The organism is Halolamina litorea (assembly GCF_026616205.1).
In the GTDB taxonomy this organism is placed as follows: domain Archaea; phylum Halobacteriota; class Halobacteria; order Halobacteriales; family Haloferacaceae; genus Halolamina; species Halolamina litorea.
Genome location: NZ_JANHGR010000003.1, coordinates 82,550 through 97,815 on the forward strand (window position 1 = coordinate 82,550; position 15,266 = coordinate 97,815).

At 65.5% G+C, this 15,266-nt stretch carries 19 protein-coding genes; 9 read left to right on the top strand and 10 right to left on the bottom strand.

Going from position 1 to position 15,266, the window contains the following annotated elements; translation table 11 throughout:
* The first annotated feature begins 133 nt into the window (after positions 1–133).
* From NO998_RS14720 to NO998_RS14730, 3 genes are all read left to right on the top strand, one after another.
* Positions 134–1,810: a transposase gene (locus NO998_RS14720; RefSeq protein ID WP_345781143.1), complete on the top strand. Its 1,677-nt coding sequence runs from the start codon at positions 134–136 to the stop codon at positions 1,808–1,810.
* Between the two features lie 465 nt (positions 1,811–2,275).
* Positions 2,276–3,574, top strand: a complete 1,299-nt coding sequence (locus tag NO998_RS14725; RefSeq protein ID WP_267648045.1) for a site-specific integrase — start codon at positions 2,276–2,278, stop codon at positions 3,572–3,574.
* Positions 3,558–3,812, top strand: coding sequence for an AbrB/MazE/SpoVT family DNA-binding domain-containing protein (locus NO998_RS14730; protein WP_267648046.1), 255 nt, complete (start codon positions 3,558–3,560; stop codon positions 3,810–3,812). Before NO998_RS14725 ends, NO998_RS14730 begins: the two co-directional genes overlap by 17 nt.
* A gap of 72 nt (positions 3,813–3,884) precedes the next feature.
* Here the strand turns inward: NO998_RS14730 and NO998_RS14735 are convergent, their stop codons facing one another.
* From NO998_RS14735 to NO998_RS14745, 3 genes are all read right to left on the bottom strand, one after another.
* On the bottom strand, positions 3,885–4,373 hold the full coding sequence (locus NO998_RS14735; RefSeq protein WP_267648047.1) for a PIN domain-containing protein: 489 nt from the start codon (positions 4,371–4,373) through the stop codon (positions 3,885–3,887).
* On the bottom strand, positions 4,374–4,676 hold the full coding sequence (locus NO998_RS14740; protein ID WP_267648048.1) for a ribbon-helix-helix protein, CopG family: 303 nt from the start codon (positions 4,674–4,676) through the stop codon (positions 4,374–4,376).
* A gap of 63 nt (positions 4,677–4,739) precedes the next feature.
* Positions 4,740–5,303 (bottom strand): helix-turn-helix domain-containing protein, encoded by a 564-nt coding sequence (locus tag NO998_RS14745; protein WP_267648049.1) that lies wholly within the window; start codon positions 5,301–5,303, stop codon positions 4,740–4,742.
* Positions 5,304–5,586: 283 nt separating this feature from the next.
* Between NO998_RS14745 and NO998_RS14750 the strand changes: the two genes are divergently transcribed.
* Positions 5,587–5,826, top strand: a complete 240-nt coding sequence (locus tag NO998_RS14750; protein WP_267648050.1) for a DUF2171 domain-containing protein — start codon at positions 5,587–5,589, stop codon at positions 5,824–5,826.
* Positions 5,827–5,866: 40 nt separating this feature from the next.
* On the opposite strand, the gene NO998_RS14755 is transcribed toward NO998_RS14750, so the two are convergent.
* The gene (locus NO998_RS14755) at positions 5,867–6,193 is read right to left on the bottom strand and encodes a hypothetical protein (RefSeq protein WP_267648051.1); all 327 of its coding nucleotides are present in this window, start codon (positions 6,191–6,193) and stop codon (positions 5,867–5,869) included.
* 81 nt (positions 6,194–6,274) lie between these two features.
* Positions 6,275–7,057 carry a hypothetical protein gene (locus NO998_RS14760; RefSeq protein ID WP_267648052.1) on the bottom strand — a complete coding sequence of 261 codons (783 nt, stop codon included), beginning with the start codon at positions 7,055–7,057 and terminating at the stop codon, positions 6,275–6,277.
* Between the two features lie 367 nt (positions 7,058–7,424).
* Here NO998_RS14760 and NO998_RS14765 point away from each other — a divergent pair, with 367 nt between their 5' ends.
* Positions 7,425–8,414 (top strand): four-helix bundle copper-binding protein, encoded by a 990-nt coding sequence (locus tag NO998_RS14765; RefSeq protein WP_267648053.1) that lies wholly within the window; start codon positions 7,425–7,427, stop codon positions 8,412–8,414.
* Positions 8,415–8,555: 141 nt separating this feature from the next.
* Positions 8,556–8,948, top strand: a complete 393-nt coding sequence (locus NO998_RS14770; RefSeq protein ID WP_267648054.1) for a hypothetical protein — start codon at positions 8,556–8,558, stop codon at positions 8,946–8,948.
* 42 nt (positions 8,949–8,990) lie between these two features.
* On the opposite strand, the gene NO998_RS14775 is transcribed toward NO998_RS14770, so the two are convergent.
* A complete protein-coding gene (locus NO998_RS14775) occupies positions 8,991–9,491 on the bottom strand; it encodes a TspO/MBR family protein (protein ID WP_267648055.1) in 501 nt (166 codons plus the stop codon).
* 95 nt (positions 9,492–9,586) lie between these two features.
* Between NO998_RS14775 and glmU the strand changes: the two genes are divergently transcribed.
* A complete protein-coding gene (gene glmU / locus NO998_RS14780; RefSeq protein ID WP_267648056.1) occupies positions 9,587–10,837 on the top strand; it encodes a bifunctional sugar-1-phosphate nucleotidylyltransferase/acetyltransferase in 1,251 nt (416 codons plus the stop codon).
* 20 nt (positions 10,838–10,857) lie between these two features.
* Here glmU and NO998_RS14785 read toward each other — a convergent pair whose 3' ends face one another.
* Positions 10,858–11,145 carry a HalOD1 output domain-containing protein gene (locus tag NO998_RS14785; protein WP_267648057.1) on the bottom strand — a complete coding sequence of 96 codons (288 nt, stop codon included), beginning with the start codon at positions 11,143–11,145 and terminating at the stop codon, positions 10,858–10,860.
* A gap of 244 nt (positions 11,146–11,389) precedes the next feature.
* Between NO998_RS14785 and NO998_RS14790 the strand changes: the two genes are divergently transcribed.
* Together NO998_RS14790 and NO998_RS14795 are read left to right on the top strand one after the other, a co-directional pair.
* Positions 11,390–11,527, top strand: a complete 138-nt coding sequence (locus NO998_RS14790; protein ID WP_267648058.1) for a hypothetical protein — start codon at positions 11,390–11,392, stop codon at positions 11,525–11,527.
* A 186-nt stretch (positions 11,528–11,713) separates the two neighbouring features.
* The gene (locus NO998_RS14795) at positions 11,714–12,016 is read left to right on the top strand and encodes a PadR family transcriptional regulator (RefSeq protein WP_267648059.1); all 303 of its coding nucleotides are present in this window, start codon (positions 11,714–11,716) and stop codon (positions 12,014–12,016) included.
* Positions 12,017–12,184: 168 nt separating this feature from the next.
* On the opposite strand, the gene NO998_RS14800 is transcribed toward NO998_RS14795, so the two are convergent.
* The 3 genes from NO998_RS14800 to glmS all read right to left on the bottom strand — a co-directional run bounded on the left by NO998_RS14800 (position 12,185) and on the right by glmS (position 14,972).
* Positions 12,185–12,463 carry a winged helix-turn-helix domain-containing protein gene (locus NO998_RS14800; protein ID WP_267648060.1) on the bottom strand — a complete coding sequence of 93 codons (279 nt, stop codon included), beginning with the start codon at positions 12,461–12,463 and terminating at the stop codon, positions 12,185–12,187.
* Positions 12,464–12,557: 94 nt separating this feature from the next.
* Positions 12,558–13,082, bottom strand: coding sequence for a DUF7344 domain-containing protein (locus NO998_RS14805; RefSeq protein WP_267648061.1), 525 nt, complete (start codon positions 13,080–13,082; stop codon positions 12,558–12,560).
* A 69-nt stretch (positions 13,083–13,151) separates the two neighbouring features.
* Positions 13,152–14,972 (bottom strand): glutamine--fructose-6-phosphate transaminase (isomerizing), encoded by a 1,821-nt coding sequence (gene glmS, locus NO998_RS14810; protein WP_267648062.1) that lies wholly within the window; start codon positions 14,970–14,972, stop codon positions 13,152–13,154.
* Positions 14,973–15,266: the final 294 nt, after the last annotated feature.

Here is a 15,266-nt window from a genome sequence, read left to right on the forward strand (position 1 = left end):
TTTTAGGATATCTTTCTGATAGAAAAGGGCTTCCAAGCAATACAGCATTCTCATCAAACGACTATCAACTCGATGAGTGGCTCGGAACTCTCGTACCGCTTCTCTTCGAGGCACATGAACAGACAAAGTCAGTATGTCAAAAATTGAAGACTCACGGCGGTCTGTTTTTCGAGAAATCGCACAGCACTCACACGTAGAGTGGCCAATTTACGAGTCGAGTCCGCTGTATGATCAAACGTCGCTTGCAGGACTGGAATCGGACGTTCAGGTTGTCTCGCAAAGATGGTTCAGACACAATAACCACACTTCGGTTGAGAAGTTCATCTGCTCACTTCCGTTGGCGTATTTCAAATTCAACGCCCACAATCACTACGCCTCCTCGACCCGTTACGAGATGGCCACCCTCTTTCGGGTGTTCGTGCTGAAAGAATGCTATGGATGGGATCACGAAACAGCGCTCGTTGAACACCTCAGCTGTCATCCTTCGCTCTGCGATCAACTAGGGTTCGAGGCGATTCCGGACCAGTCGACAGTATGGCGGAGTTGGAACCAGCGGTTTACAGCTGACCTCCGTGATACTGTTGAGACAGCGGCTCGCACGATTCTTATCAAAGCCAAGAACGCGGGTGTCGACGTTCCGCGTGAACCGGAGCGAAAGCTTCGATATCACGACGACGGCTCAGACGACTCAGAACCAGACGATAAGACAGTTCTAGAACAGGCGGAGAAGCTCAGTGACCACGTCAGCCGCGTCGTCTTCCCCGCGTTCTCACTGAATCGCGGCGAGGGCTGTGAGATACATGAGAACGCGTACTGGGGCCTACAGACGTATCTCGGTCTACGGGAGGGCTTAGCCGCTAATGAAGGCGCTCGCAGCTTCACCTACGAATCGACCTGGGAACAGACACCGTTAGGCCATGCTCATCGCGAGCATATTCGAGACCTCTCCATCGAGCAGATCCGAGAAATGTATCGACAGTCTATCCGTCGACTGCTAGGCGAGGTCGCAGAGACAGAGGAGTTCTTCCGCGCCGGTATCGTCGCCATCGACATCACCGAAGCCGATCCGTTCACGGGCGACCGAACCGGCCACGAAGACGAGATTATCGGTACGAAAGAGCAGACCGACGAGTACGCCTATCAGTGGGCAACGGTCCAGTTGGTCGGGAACACCGTCCCAATCGTGCTGGACGCGCGACCCGTCCGAAAGGGGGAGACACGACTGGAAATCGTCGAAGACTTGCTCGATTCGGCTGAGGACCTCGTTCACGTCGATAACGTGCTGATGGACCGGGAGTTCGATAGCCAGCACGTCTTGGAGATGATCAGTCAACGCGGGCTCTCCTACGTCGTTCCGAAGCGGATGCAGACCAGCGAAAAGGCTCAGGCTAAGCGGTTGCTCCAGCGCGACCAGGATCGGTATGAAACCGACCGCAAGCTCCATCTGGGCAAAAACGAATGGCACGAGACGACGCTGATCTACCGTCGGAAAGAGAACTCCGAACACGACGATCACCGGCAGTACTCGGTGTTCATGACGAATAGAGGGAGTGGACATCTCACTGAGTACGGCTATCGGTGGGAAATCGAAAGCGGCTACAAGTCGATCAAACGGTTCATGGCTGCCACCACGTCGAAGGATTTCGGGCTTCGCTTCTTCTACTTCGCGTTTGCGTGTCTGCTGTACTCAATCTGGCGGGCTGTCGATCTCCTCGTCCAAGCCGAGTTGACTGGCGAGTATGAGCACTCACCGGTGATTACAGCGGACAACACGCTGACGCTGCTGAAGAAGGAAACTGGGATCGGGTAGTGAGGAACTCTGTTCGGGTTAGCGTGCCGGCTGAGTGGCTACGCTGCTGGAAGTCTAGAAAAATTTGCCCATATAGTTGAGTTTGTGACAAGAATGGCCGCTTGGGGAGCCATCTGGGGCAGTTTCCGCTGACCGAATCGGTCAAATTCACGCATCACAGCCATGCTAAACCCACTGTAGTCTCAACTTCCAGACCCGTGTACTAGCTATCGCAGTATATGGTTTATCGAGAGTGGTGGTGGCGCAGTTGGCCGCTGAGAAGCCTCGAGGAGGCAGATTTCGGTCGGTGATCACGGGGTTCTCGGTTGACAGCGGCCGAGCTATTTACGCACGCTTAACTCACTAAGCGTGCGTAAGTTATTCCTCGGTTCCCCCCGTCCCCCGAAACGACCCCACCCAGCCCCCCATGGACGACCCATACACCCACGCTCGACCGGAGACAGCGCCGACCCCGGAGCAACGACGATGAGTGCCCGCCGCGACGCCGAGACGCCGATCGCCCGGACCTTCCAGACGTTCCTCACCGACAAGGGCAAAGGTGAGGGCGGCAGCGACGGCGCCTACCGGCGAGACGCCGAACGCGAACTGGATCGGTTCCGTCGCTGGTGTCGCGGCGAGACTCCCGACCCGGCAAACGCCTCCCCACCCGACTCGTGGGGTGGGATCGTCCGTGGCGAGAGCCGGAACGTTCAGTTTACTGACCTCGACTCGACCGTTTTCGGCGACTACGCCCGCTACCTCGTCGTCTCGGGGTTCTCGAACGGCACCGTGCTGACCTACTACGCCTACGTCGCCTCGTGGTGCGGGTGGGCCGACGCACAGGGGTACATTCCCCGCCACTACGCCCGGGAGTCGGACGCCGAAGACCCCCTTCCGGAGGGCGCGGGCCGCCGACCCGGCGACCAACAGGCGTGGTCGCCCGCACAGCGCGACGACCTCACGCGCTATGTCGACGAGCGGGCGTCGGCGGCCATCGACGCCCTCGGCGCCGTCGAGGTTCCCGCCGAGGAACGGGGCGACCCCCAAAGCGAGGCCGTTCGGGAGAAGGCGTCGGCCCGCTTTCGTGCGTACAAGCGCTGCCGCGAGCGGGCGCTCGCGTACGTCCTCTGTTACACCGGCCTCCGGGCGTCGGAGTTCCTGAACGCGCCCGACGACGATCGACCCGGTCGGAACGGGGTACGCTGGGCGGACGTCTCCTTTTCGGACAACAACGTCACCGTCTACCGGAAGAAACAGCAGTGGGACGAAGCGTCGCTGCCCGATCCCGTTCTCGGGCCGTTGGAACGATACGGCCGCCTGCTGGACGTTCCAGAGGACTGGCCGGTGTTCACCACGCTCCATCGACCGACACTCGCCCGCCACGTCACCGCCGGGCTGGAAGCCCGAGGGCTCTCGGAGTCGGAGATCGAGCGCCAGCGCGATGGACGGCCGGACCTATTGGTCGCCGCCGAGTTCGACCTCAACGCGCCGCCGGCGCTGAAGCCCAACGGCGCGCGGCGGGTGCTGGAGCGACTCTGTGCGGACGCCGGGATCGCCGTCGACGACGAGCGCCACAGCTACCTCGCGCCCCACGGCGGGCGCCGCGGCATGGGTGAGGTGATGGTCCGGGAGTTCGGCTACGCCGCCGCCGCCCGCTATCTGGACAACTCCGAGGAACAGGTCCGCCAGGCCTACCAGCACATCGAGGCCGCCGAGCGCGCGGACATGGCGACCGAGGCGCTCTCGAAAACCGACGGGCGAGTGCGTGATGGGCCGAGCGAGTGAGCGAGTCGGCGCCGAAAGCAAGGTCTCGGGGAACCAAGCGAACATCCCCGCCCGGATCCGGCGGGAACTCGACATCGACGACGGTGACCACCTACGGTGGCACGTGGAAGACGGGACGATCCGCGTCAAGGTCGTCCGACAGCAAACGGGGACGTTCGCCGGCTTCGACGGCTACGATGGGGCGGAAGAAACCGACGTGACCGAAGACCACGACGCGTGGGGCGTCGACATCGAGTAGGTCTCGCGAGCGCTACTCGATACGGCAACGAACCCTTACAAGCCGAGCTGATCGGTGGACCATATACGTGAATCAGTCGAACAGCCGGCGAGCGTACCGGTGGATCGGCCCGCCGAGCCAGTCCCGGCCGTCGGCGATGGCGTCGAAGGCCCCCTCTGCCTCGGCTTCCGAAAGGGCGCCACGCGTGACCAGCGCGCGAAGGACGATCGGCGAGAGCGCAACGTCGGTGTCGAGCAGGCGCTCCAGTTCGGGGAGCGCGCGGTAGTCGTCTGTGATCAGGAACGCTGCATCGAGTTCCTGCACCGCCGCCGCACAGCTGGCCTCGCCGGCGTCGATGCGGCTCGTCTCGAACTCTGCACCGTCGTGGTCGACGACGGTGATTGCGTCTTCAGCGGCGAGCACAGCTGCTGCCCCGTTTCCGTGCCGGTCGTCGTACTCGGCAGTCGCTTCGAGCTCGTCGAACACCGATAGTGTCGTCACCACGTCGAACGCCGCCAGCGTCTCCTTGAGGGCGCCACCGACGGCGAGGGAGACGAACGCGCTCGTGTCGACGACGATCATTCACCGGTCAGCCAGCTTCTCGGCGAGGTCCTCGCCACGGTCGAGCACGTTCTTCGAGGAACGGACCGCCTCGGCGTCCTGCCGGCCGATGACCTCCGCGAGCTTCTCGAACTCGATCCGGTCGTCAAGGTAGAGTTCGACGACCGCCTCCCGGAAGCTCTCGTCGGACTCCTTCTCCGCGAGGTACTGACGGAGTGCCTCGATGAGCACCTCCGTCCGGTTCTTGTGGGTGACCTCAGCGGCGACGTCCGCCTGCGTGATCAGCTCCTCGGGGAGTCTGAAGTTCACGCGCTTCGTGCTCATGTCGTGTGTACATTGTCTGTACACCCGTATAGATGTGTCGCCGGCGCCAACTGCCTCGTCGCCCTACCCCTCCGACAGCTCCGCGGCGAGCAACCGGGCAACCCCCCGCCGAATCCGCTGGGAGATCGCCGTGTCGGACACGTCGAACTCCGTGGCGAGGTCCTGGAGCGTCGTCGACCGCGGGACCGAGAAGTAGCCGCGTTCGAGCGCAGTCGTCAGTGTCTCGCGCTGTACGTCGGTCAGCACCGTATCGTGGCCCCCCTCGGCCGACCACGAAGTCGCATGGATCCGGTCGACGGTGAGGTCGACACCGTCCTCACTGCACTCCCGGTAGCAGGTCGCCAGACAGTCACGGGTCGGGAACCGGAGCGAGAACTGCCAGCCCTCCGGGCCGCCGACGCCCCGGAGGCAGGTAGCGCCGGCCCCCGAGAGCGCGTCGAGCAGGGGGTGACTATCGTGCCAGTCGATGCCGGCCAGCAGCCCGTCCCGGCCCTCGGCGAGCGCCCGGCTCTCGACCACGTCGGGGTCGGCCCTGAGCCGCCGGAGCCCCTCGTCGGTATCGACGCCGGTGACCCAGAGGTACGGCATCACCCGCCCGTTCAGCGGGACGACCCGCTCGAGCTCCACCCGGATCGGCGGCGACCCGCGTAGAGTGTCTGCCAGGCGAAACTGTTCGACCCCCACGGAGATCGTCGCACACGGGCACATGGGTGAACATCGTGGGGGCCCCGGTTAGTTTGGCGGCGATTTCTGGAGGACAGGCACGTCGTACTCGCCGACGTATAGTCCGGTTTACAGTCGATGGTGAACCGTCATACGCGATATCGACGAATGGGTCACTGCAGGTCGGGGTGTTCATCGGCCGTCGAGCGATGGCCGACGCACCTATCGACTGCAGACGGTGACCACAATGGTACGAAACTTCAACGATAGCGACCAAGGGAAACGTGTAGTAACCGCAGACGGCGACGAGGTGGGAATGGTGAGCCGTGCGGAGGGAACGCGCCTCCACATCACCCCATCCGAGAACCTCTCACGGAGCGTCCGGCGGCGCCTCGGCTGGTCCGAGGACGACGAGGACGTAGTACTCCGGAAGTCGAAAGTGGACTCCATCGCCGGCGACGAGATCCACCTGAAGAAGAACCTCTAGATCGGATGCGGTGGGGTAGGATCGGTTCGGATTCTCCCCGTTAGCGTGATTGTTGGCCCAGCACGTTACCTGGTGCCCCTGCCTGAATACGGACGGCGTCCTCCTCCACAGCAGTCACCGCCGACTCGTCGAGTCGGAAAGATCCCATTCGCTCCCAGCAACTGTTGAGCAGCGAGCCGTAGCCAGCGATCAACTCCGCACGGGGGCGGACGAACACGCCGTCGGCCTCGGTCCGGTCGATATGCCCGACGACCTCGCCGTCGGTGGTGACGACACGTTTGCCCTCGTCGGCCCGCGTGAGCGCCGGAGCGGCCGAGTCGCCGCCACGGCCGCCGCCGTCGACCCGCGGTGTGCCACTCGACGACATACCGTACAGTCTCTCGTCGGTGCCCGTAGTTCGGGAGCTTCATGACCGAAGCCGTACTTCCGGCCGGGGATGGGTCGGCCCCTAATCGCCGCCGCTCGACCTCGACCCGCCCCTCGACAGGCGTCGCAGTTCCGCCGCGACGGGGTCGAGGTGCTCCATCCCGAGGACGGCGACGACCGTGCCGTCGGCCCGGGACCGGTGGACGAGCGCCGCGATCGCATCGTCACGGGCACCGTCGATGAGGCGGGTCGATTCGGGGGGGTGGATCGCGCCGAACAGCGCGGCCCGCTGGGAGAGGTAGGACCGTTCGTGGTCGGCCTGTTCCTTCTCGGAGTCGAGTAGCGAGCAGTCGTGTTCGATCGGCTCGTACACCCGGAGTCGGGCCGGGGTCCTGTCGGCGACGACGCTGGCGATACGGGTCGAGACTGCGTGAGCGGCCATCGAACCGAAGTCCTTGACGAGACGGCCCACCACGTCTCGGGGCGGCTGTTCCCGGCGAATAGTTTCGACCAGCCGCGAGAGGTACGTCAACGTCGGGGCGTCGACGCCGACCGTCGGGGCGTCGCTGGCCTGGATCGCCGCGCTCATCTCCCCACCCAAGCGCGGGGGACGGTGGCTGTCGCGCGCGTAGCCACGGAACAGCGGCATCGCCAGCGGCGGGAGTTCGAGGGCGAGCGTGTCGGGGGTGAACCACTCCAACAGCGTGGTCACACGGGCGATGCTGGCGGGGTGGTCGTGGACGACGCCGATCAGCAACACCGGCCGTCTGCCGTCGGTGGCGGGAAGGCATCGCCAGTACTGCTCGTCGAGTCGCGGGTCGTCGGACGCGGCGATCTCGCCGACGACGCGGGCACAGTCGAACATGAGGCTCGCCCGCCACGTGGTGACGCCGTCCCGTCGCGGGGGTCGCCGCCCGGGAGTCGCACGCTCGGGTCTACCAGACCCCAGTCGGGTTCGGGCTATAGCCGCCCGGCTTCGACAGTGAAGGCGTTTAGGACCGGCCTGTGTCGGTCGGCCGACGACGGCCGTCGCCGCCCCGGCGAGGTAGGTTGTGTTCGAGTGACACACCCTGGGAAAGTAGGTCGCTGTTTCACGAAACACACATCGGGCGATACAGCCGATATCACGGGTTAGAAGCGCCGAAAGACCTGAATCCAGATTAACTATCGCGCGAGTTTTTCCGGTCCCGGCGAGTGGTCGCTCCTGTCCGGATCCCCGGACGTGACCACCAATGAGCACTGACCGACGACGAAAGGCGGGACGAAGCGAGCGGCGATCACGCGAGAGCGAGCGAAGCGAACGGCGGCAGCGACAGCAGGCGGCGCGGCGCGAACGGCGGGCGAACCGGCGTCGCGCCCAGCGTGCGGCCGAGGCGCAGTCGACGAACAACCCGGGCAACCCGGGCGTACAGACACCCGAACAGCAGATTCCGACCCAACAGGAGATGACCGGACAACCCACCCAGCAGCCAGTGATCGAACAGCAGCCGATACCGAGCCAGCAGCCCGTGACCCAGCAGCAGCCCATCGCGGGTCAGCAGCAACCAATGCCGAGTCAGCAGCCCGTGGCCCAGCAGCAGCCCATCGCGGGTCAGCAGCAGCAGCCGGTCCCGAGCCAGCAGTCGACGATCCAGCAGCCGGTCACGGAACAGCAGCCGATGACCGAACAGCAGCCAGTCACTGGCGAGCAGTGGTCGGTCCAGCAGCCGACGACGCCTCCGGCCGCGACGACGGCGGCGGGACAGCCGAGCCAGCAGCCGTACGGCGGCGCGTTCGCCGCGGGGATTCCCCAGGCCACGCCCGTACAGTCCCAACTCGGCGCCGCCCCGCAGGCGGGCGCCAGCCAGTTGGCGAGCCAGCCCAGCGAACTCTATCCGGAGGCGTTCGCGGACCACCTCACCGACGAGGCCCGCGAGTGCCTCGACGACTGTATCGACGTGAGTCAGGTGGCGGCGTGGAGCGCCGACCGCTGTCTGGAGCAGGGCCCGCAGTACGCCCAGTGTGCGCGGCTCTGTAACGACGTGTCCCACCTCGGCTCCGTCGCCGCCCAGTTCATGTCGAAGGACGCCATCACCCTCCCGACGGTGCTCGAAGCCTACATCGACACCGCCGAAGCCGCCGTGGACGAACTCTCGAAGTTCGACACGACCCACACCAACGAGGCCGAGATGGTGATCCAGCGCTCGCTGGACTCCAGCTACGAGGCTCTCGACAACTTCTAACCCGGCCCGGGTTCCGACCCGATCCCTCGGCTCACTCGCCGAGTGAAACAGCCGATAAGGCCACCCTTCAGGGCCGTAGCACCCGATTTACGCGTTAACGGTCGCTCGGGTTTATGGTGGCTCCCGCGCACTGGCGGGGTGATGGCCCCAGACGACTCAGACATCGACGCAACCCCCGGCGACGGGAGCACGGAGACACCGGCCGACAGTGAGGACGACACCTGGACCGACCCCCAGACGGTCGATAGCCCGCTTCGGGACCTGCCTGAACGCCTCTCCTCGACCGTGTCGGCCCGGCGGTCATACGGTCTGGAGCGCGTGACCACCGGCGACTCGGGCGCGCTGCTCTCCCCGCGAGAGCGACAGTACGTCAAACACGCCGAGCGACTCGATCCCCCGGAGCAGACCGCCGTCGAGGAGGTCGTCGCCGACCGCGTCGGCGAGTTCATGGACGTGGACTGGCCAGTAATCCAGGAGGCCTACCCCGACGTGGCCGCGGCGGTCCGCGAGGACATCTGCCCGGACGAGTCCTGAGAACGGCCGAGGACGCCGGGTATCGGCACCCGAGCGTCAGCGTCAGTTCAGCGTCCAAAAGGCGTAGTTGAGGTACGTCGCGAACGAGACCCAGAGCAGGTACGGGATCAGGAGCGCGCCGGCCCGGCGGTCGACGCGGGCGAACGTCACGATAGTCGCCACGATCAGTACCCACAGCACCGCGATGACGACGAGGCCGGCGCCGATAGCCTGCTGTCCGAAGAACACCGCCGACCACGCGAGGTTGAAGACGAACTGTGCGGCGAACGTCAGCGCCGCGATTCGGGCACCACGCGGCGAGGAGCGCGCGCGGCGCCAGACGAGCCACGCGGCGACACCCATCAGCGCGAACAGCGTCGTCCAGACGGGCGCGAACACCCAGTTGGGCGGCGCCAACGCCGGGCGCACGAGGGTGTCGTACCACGTGTCCAGCCCCTGTACGGTGAACAGCGAGCCCGAGGCGCCGACGACCTCGACGACCAGCACCGAGAGCGCGAGCGTGAGCCACGGCCGGTCGTGCGGGAGATCACGGAAACGGGACATAGCCGACAGTTCTCGGCCATCGAACATATACGTACTGCCGGGGACGCGCGTTTAGCCGGTGTGTTACTTTCCACCCGTAGCGACGGTACGTGGCCATGCAGACTGTCGTTCTCGCCGCCGGCGAGGGAAGCCGAATGGGCGCACTGACCGAGGAAACCCCCAAACCCTGCCTCCCGGTCGCTGGGCGGCCGTTGGTGGCTCACACGCTCGACGCCGCCGTCGCGGCCGGTGCCTCGCGCTTCGTCGTCGTCGTCGGCTGCGGCGCCGAGCAGGTCCGCACGGCGCTCGGTGACCGCCACGCGGGGGTCCCCATCGAGTACTGCCGCCAGGACGAGCAGCGGGGGACTGCCGACGCCGTACTGGCCGCGCGCTCGCAGTTGGTCGACGCCCCTTTCGTCGTGCTCAACGGCGACGCGCTCTACGACACGCCGTCGCTGTCGCGGGTGTACGACGCGGTCCCGTCGGTCGGCTCGTACGTCGCCGAGGACCCGACTCAATACGGCGTGCTCACGCTCGAGGACGGCGCCCCCGCGGACGCCGGGAACTACGAACAGGCGCTCTCGTGGGACGGCGGCAGCGGCGCCGGGCGGGTCGTCGGCGTGACCGAGAAACCCGCCGACCCCGAGAGCAATCTCGTCAACGCGGGCGCGTACACCTTCCCGAGCCGAGCGCGGGACGCACTGGACGGGATCGACGAGAGCGAGCGCGGGGAGTTCGAACTCACGGACCTGCTGGAGGACCTCTGTCGGAGCGGCCACGTCGAGGCCGTCCCGTTCGCGCGCTGGATCGACGTCGGGCGGCCGTGGGAGCTGCTTGCGGCCAACGAGTGGAAACTCGATGAACTCACCACGCGCGTCGACGGCGACGTGGCCGCGGGGGCGACCCTCGACGGTCCGGTCGTCGTCGAGTCAGGGGCCACGGTCCACGACGGCGTCACGATCGAGGGGCCGGCGTTGATCGGCGCTGGTGCGAGCGTCGGCCCGAACGCGTTCATCCGAGGGGCGACGCTCGTTGGGCCGGACGCCCACATCGGACACGCCGTCGAGATCAAAAACAGCGTCATCGGCGAGGGGACGAACGTCGCGCACCTCTCCTACGTGGGTGACAGCCTGCTCGCCGACGACGTGAACCTCGGCGCCGGCACCGTCGTCGCGAACCTCAGACACGACGACGCGCCTGTGAAGCTGACAGTGAAAGGACAGCGGCGCTCGACCGGGCGCCGGAAGTTCGGCGCGGTGATCGGCCGTGGGGTCAAAACGGGCATCAACACCAGCATCGACGCCGGCGTGACGCTGTCACCCAGCAGTCAGACGGGGCTCGGCGAAGCAGTTACTCGCGACCGCTGAGGGAGGGCTGGGGTCAGTCGCTACGCGAGCGGGGTGACGTCGACGACGACCTCCTCGTCCGAAACGACGGTGACGCGGTAGCCCGCGTAGTTGAAGCTGATCGTGAGTTGTGTCTCCGGGGCGCTTTGGACCAGCGTTGCCAAGGCGTCCGGGTCGACCGCTTCGTAAAGCGGCGTGTCAAGCGACTGGGGCTCGACGCCCTCGCGATCCGCGACCATAGTTACGATGCTGATAGCCACACTGGCGCCGTCATCGACGACACCACCGAACTCGCGTTCGCTGCGTGCGGCCCTCCTCTGACAAGTCATCACCCCCCGCTTCGAAACTCGTATAAAAAAGCGTTACGACCCCTGAGAGACACCCACACGAAATCGGATATTCGCGCTGACTAGTCCGAACCGGTGAGCGTCAGGGGGTCGTTCGTGAGACCGCCACGGGCGAAATCGGGGGACTGCGGCAGATACCGACTGTTCCGGCAGCGAGACGTTATACCTGTCTTACCTGTGTCTATGAGTCGCATTACTATGCCCTCTCCTGTGGAGTGTACGAGTCATGCCGGGGATAACCGAAGCCGACATGAACCGCATCAATGAGTTCATCAAACGGTCGAAGTTCGAGCGCAGCCCGGAGTTACTCTGTCCGGGGGAGGAGAGTGGGGACGACGACCGGGAGTACGAGGACGGTTCCTAACGCGACTCGCGGGGTGGTAGGTTCCGATGTATGGAATCGCAGCCCACCACTTCGAACCCCCGCGATTCCGTCGCTCGTCGACGGCCGCGGCCGCACCGTCGACGCCGCAGGCCGGAAAAGCCGACTGACAAACAGCGCGGCCGTTGTCAAAGACTAACAATACCCGAGCCGCGGCTCATCCGGGACATGGTCGTTTCCGTCCACGAGCTAACCGGCTTCCAGCGTGATCTGCTCTACGTCATCGCCGGGTTCGATCACCCGTCAGGGCAACGGATCGCCAACGAGCTCGAAGCCACGTTGGATACGGAGATCACCCACGGCCGGCTCTACCCCAACCTCGATACGCTGGTCGAGAAGGGGCTGGTCGAGAAGGGCCAGATCAGCCGCCGCACCAACTACTACGCGCTCACAGACGACGGCGCAGCGTCGCTACGGGCGCGGCGAGCCTGGGAAGACGATCTCTACGTCCCCTCCTCAAAAGCACCGTGAAGGGACTCAGGCGGCGGTGTCGGCGAACTCGGGGCGGGTGCGGCGTTCGATGAACAGTGCAACGATCGCGATCAGGAACAGGACGGCGCCGAGTAGTTTCGCTCGCATGCGACCGTTCGTAGTACGCTTTCTCGCTTCGTTATGGGCCGGCTTCCGTGGGGTCCTCACTCACTTGGTCAGCCCCTTCGACTGGATCAACTCCCACGTCTCGGCACCCTCCGAGGTGATCCCGTAGACGCGCCCCTTCCGGCGGTCCTCGGGGACGAGTAGTTCGACGAGACCGTGTTCACGCAGCGAGTTCAGTGCCCGCGAGACGTGCGTCGACGCGAGGTCGACGTCCGCGGCGATCTGGGTCGGGGTCGCCGGGCTGTCGGCTAGCCGGCCGAGTACCTTCGTTCGGTGGTTCGAGCTGATGACGTGTCCGATAGTGTTCCAGTCAGGGTCCATGATTAACCACCTCCGGCGCCCCCGGCCGTCGCCGGGTGGGCAGGACCGCATAGTTCGCCCACACAGCTCGGAGCAGCCGGTGTGGGGGGTGGACTCAGCGCCATTGTTCGAGTAGGTAATGCGTCGCCGTCGTGATCACGATCACGCTGAACAGGGCGATGTTGAGCGCCGTCACGGAGATCCACCCGAACGTGTCCGGGAACAGCAACACGCCGCCGTACAGGCTGAGCGAGACGAACGCGATCGCCGTATAGAGGAGCAGCCACCGTCGTGGTCGGTCCTCGTCGGATTCCTGTTCGGGAAGGTAGCTGTCGAGTTCCGAGACAGCGGGAGTTAGCTCGACCAAGCCGCTGTCCTTGTCGTAGTCCACCAGCCCCGCCTCGTCGAGTTTGGGGATGTGTATCTGGTAGAGCGAGACGTAGACGCGTTTGATCTGTTTGTCCGTGAGTTCCGATTCGGGAACGTCGTTCTCCCACGCGGCGACCGCCTCGGAGAGGTCGTTGACCGAGACGGGTCCCTCGGCGCGCCGGAGCCGCGAGATGACGAACCGTCGCCGCCCGTTGCTCAGTAGGTCGTAAACCGTGTCCTGTGTCAGGGTGTTCTGTTCCTTCGTGGACATTGTGTGGGGCGAATCTCGTTTCAAGCCCCCCAAGCCACCGCGGCCGGGGAGAACCGACCGCGTGGCAAATCACTCGACGGTGACACTTTTCGCGAGGTTCCGTGGTTTGTCGATCGAACGGCCGAGCAGGTCCGCGACGCGGTAGGAGACGAGTTGGAGCTGCACGTTCGCGAGCAGCCCCGCCGCGACCGGGTGAGTGTCCGGGATCGGTAGGAACTCGTCGGCGGCCTCCGCGACCTCGTGGTCGGATTCGGCGGCGATGGCCACCACCGGCGCGCCACGGGCGCGGACCTCCTCGACGTTCTTCAGGGTCTTCTCGTCGTGGCGTCCGGTGAAGACGGCGAACACCGACGTGTCGGAGGTCACCAGCGCGAGCGGGCCGTGTTTGAGTTCGCCCGCAGCGAACCCCTCGGCGTGCTCGTAGGTGATCTCCTTGAACTTCAGCGCGCTCTCGAGCGCCACCGGGTAGCCGTACCCACGACCGATGAAGAACTGCTCTTCGCGGCCGCGAAGCTCCGTCGCCAGCGACTCCACGGGCGACCGTTGCAGGGTGTCCTGAACGTCCGCCGGCAGCCGCTCGAGCGCCGCGAGCAGCGCCTCGCGGTCGGAGTGGACGGTTCCGGACACGTCCTCGGCGATGCGCTCGGCCAGCAGCGCGAGCACCGCCACCTGTGAGGAGAACGTCTTCGTCGCGGCGACGCCGATCTCCGGGCCGGCCCGGATGAACAGCGCGTCGTCGGCGGTCCGCGCCGCCGTCGAGCCGATCACGTTCGTCACCGCGAGCGTGCGCGCGCCGCGCTCGGCGGCGATATCGAGCGAGGACAGCGTGTCGGCTGTCTCCCCGCTCTGGGTCACGGCGACGACGAGCGTGTCGTCCCTGACGGGCGCGGGGGTCGTCGTGTACTCGCCCGCGCTGAACACCTGCGCCGGGATGTCCCGGTTCGCCAGTAGCTGCTGGGCGTAGAGCGCAGCGTGATACGACGTCCCACAGGCGATCAGGTGGACCGCCCCCACATCAGCGAACTCGCCCGCCGGAAACCCTTCGAGTCGCACGTCGTTGTCGTCGGTAATGCGGCCCTGGATCGCACGGTCGAGCGCGGCCGGCTGCTCGTGGATCTCCTTGAGCATGTAGTGGTCGAACCCGTCGCGCTGGGCGTCCTCGGCCTGCCAGTCGACGGTCTGGACCGGGCGGTCGACGGGGTGCCCGCCGAGGTCGGTGACCTCGTGATCGCCCGGGGAGAGCTTTACCACGTCGCCGTCCTCCAGGAACGCCACGCGGTTGGTATGTTCGAGGAACGACGGCACGTCGCTGGCGAGGAACCGTCGGTCCTCGCCGACGCCGACGACGAGCGGCGACCCGTCGCGCGCGGCGAACACCGTCTCGTGGTCGTCAACGAGCATCGCGACAGCGAACCGGCCCTCCAGACGCTCGATAGTGGCTCGGAAGGCGTCCTCGGGGGAGAGCCCCTCACCACGGTACATCTCGATGAGGTGGGGGATGACCTCGGTATCGGTCTCGCTGGTAAAGGTGTGACCGCGCGCGAGCAGGTCCTCGCGCAGGCTGGCGTAGTTCTCCACGATACCGTTGTGGACGACCGACACGTCGTCCGTACAGCCGGTGTGGGGGTGGGCGTTGGCGTCGGTCGGCGGCCCGTGCGTGCTCCAGCGGGTGTGACCGATGCCGACAGCACCGGCCGGTGCGGTGTCAGCGAGCGCGTCGGCGAGCACGTCGATCTCGCCCTCACGCTTAACGACCGTCAGCCCGTCGTCGTTTCGTACCGCGACGCCGCTCGAGTCGTAGCCGCGATACTCCAGGTTCCGCAGCCCGTCGACCAGCGTCTCGAGTACGTCCGTGCCGCGCGGTGCGGCACAGGCCGTTATTCCACACATGGTTCCCTCCGGTGATCGGCGCGCGCGCGCCGATGATTGATGGCCCCCACCCCGCCGGACGGTGTGGTCGACGAGGGGGTGCAGGCGGACGGTCTATCGGTCAGTAGGTTCGACGTGTGTCGGGTCATCGTTGTCGTGTGCCCCGAGGTTCGGGCAACGTCCCGTAGATACACCGTCCCTGAATTGTTATTCGGCGCTTGCAGCGGCTATGCACCTGTTATTCACCGCGTTCCGGGGGTCGGTCGCCGACCGTCAAAAACATACTTCGTGTGACGAATAACCGTGGTCGAGGGC

Excerpts from the sequence above, each read along its gene's own strand:
- NO998_RS14740 (WP_267648048.1), bottom strand. The coding sequence starts at position 4,676 with ATGAGCACGAAGCGCGTGAACTTCAGACTCCCCGAGGAGCTGATCACG.
- NO998_RS14765 (WP_267648053.1), top strand. The coding sequence starts at position 7,425 with ATGAGCACTGACCGACGACGAAAGGCGGGACGAAGCGAGCGGCGATCA.
- NO998_RS14755 (WP_267648051.1), bottom strand. The coding sequence starts at position 6,193 with ATGTCGTCGAGTGGCACACCGCGGGTCGACGGCGGCGGCCGTGGCGGC.
- glmS (WP_267648062.1), bottom strand. The coding sequence starts at position 14,972 with ATGTGTGGAATAACGGCCTGTGCCGCACCGCGCGGCACGGACGTACTC.
- NO998_RS14720 (WP_345781143.1), top strand. The coding sequence starts at position 134 with ATGTCAAAAATTGAAGACTCACGGCGGTCTGTTTTTCGAGAAATCGCA.
- NO998_RS14725 (WP_267648045.1), top strand. The coding sequence starts at position 2,276 with ATGAGTGCCCGCCGCGACGCCGAGACGCCGATCGCCCGGACCTTCCAG.
- NO998_RS14785 (WP_267648057.1), bottom strand. The coding sequence starts at position 11,145 with ATGACTTGTCAGAGGAGGGCCGCACGCAGCGAACGCGAGTTCGGTGGT.
- NO998_RS14730 (WP_267648046.1), top strand. The coding sequence starts at position 3,558 with ATGGGCCGAGCGAGTGAGCGAGTCGGCGCCGAAAGCAAGGTCTCGGGG.
- NO998_RS14775 (WP_267648055.1), bottom strand. The coding sequence starts at position 9,491 with ATGTCCCGTTTCCGTGATCTCCCGCACGACCGGCCGTGGCTCACGCTC.
- NO998_RS14805 (WP_267648061.1), bottom strand. The coding sequence starts at position 13,082 with ATGTCCACGAAGGAACAGAACACCCTGACACAGGACACGGTTTACGAC.
- NO998_RS14735 (WP_267648047.1), bottom strand. The coding sequence starts at position 4,373 with ATGATCGTCGTCGACACGAGCGCGTTCGTCTCCCTCGCCGTCGGTGGC.
- glmU (WP_267648056.1), top strand. The coding sequence starts at position 9,587 with ATGCAGACTGTCGTTCTCGCCGCCGGCGAGGGAAGCCGAATGGGCGCA.
- NO998_RS14750 (WP_267648050.1), top strand. The coding sequence starts at position 5,587 with ATGGTACGAAACTTCAACGATAGCGACCAAGGGAAACGTGTAGTAACC.
- NO998_RS14790 (WP_267648058.1), top strand. The coding sequence starts at position 11,390 with ATGCCGGGGATAACCGAAGCCGACATGAACCGCATCAATGAGTTCATC.
- NO998_RS14800 (WP_267648060.1), bottom strand. The coding sequence starts at position 12,463 with ATGGACCCTGACTGGAACACTATCGGACACGTCATCAGCTCGAACCAC.
- NO998_RS14760 (WP_267648052.1), bottom strand. The coding sequence starts at position 7,057 with ATGTTCGACTGTGCCCGCGTCGTCGGCGAGATCGCCGCGTCCGACGAC.
- NO998_RS14770 (WP_267648054.1), top strand. The coding sequence starts at position 8,556 with ATGGCCCCAGACGACTCAGACATCGACGCAACCCCCGGCGACGGGAGC.
- NO998_RS14795 (WP_267648059.1), top strand. The coding sequence starts at position 11,714 with ATGGTCGTTTCCGTCCACGAGCTAACCGGCTTCCAGCGTGATCTGCTC.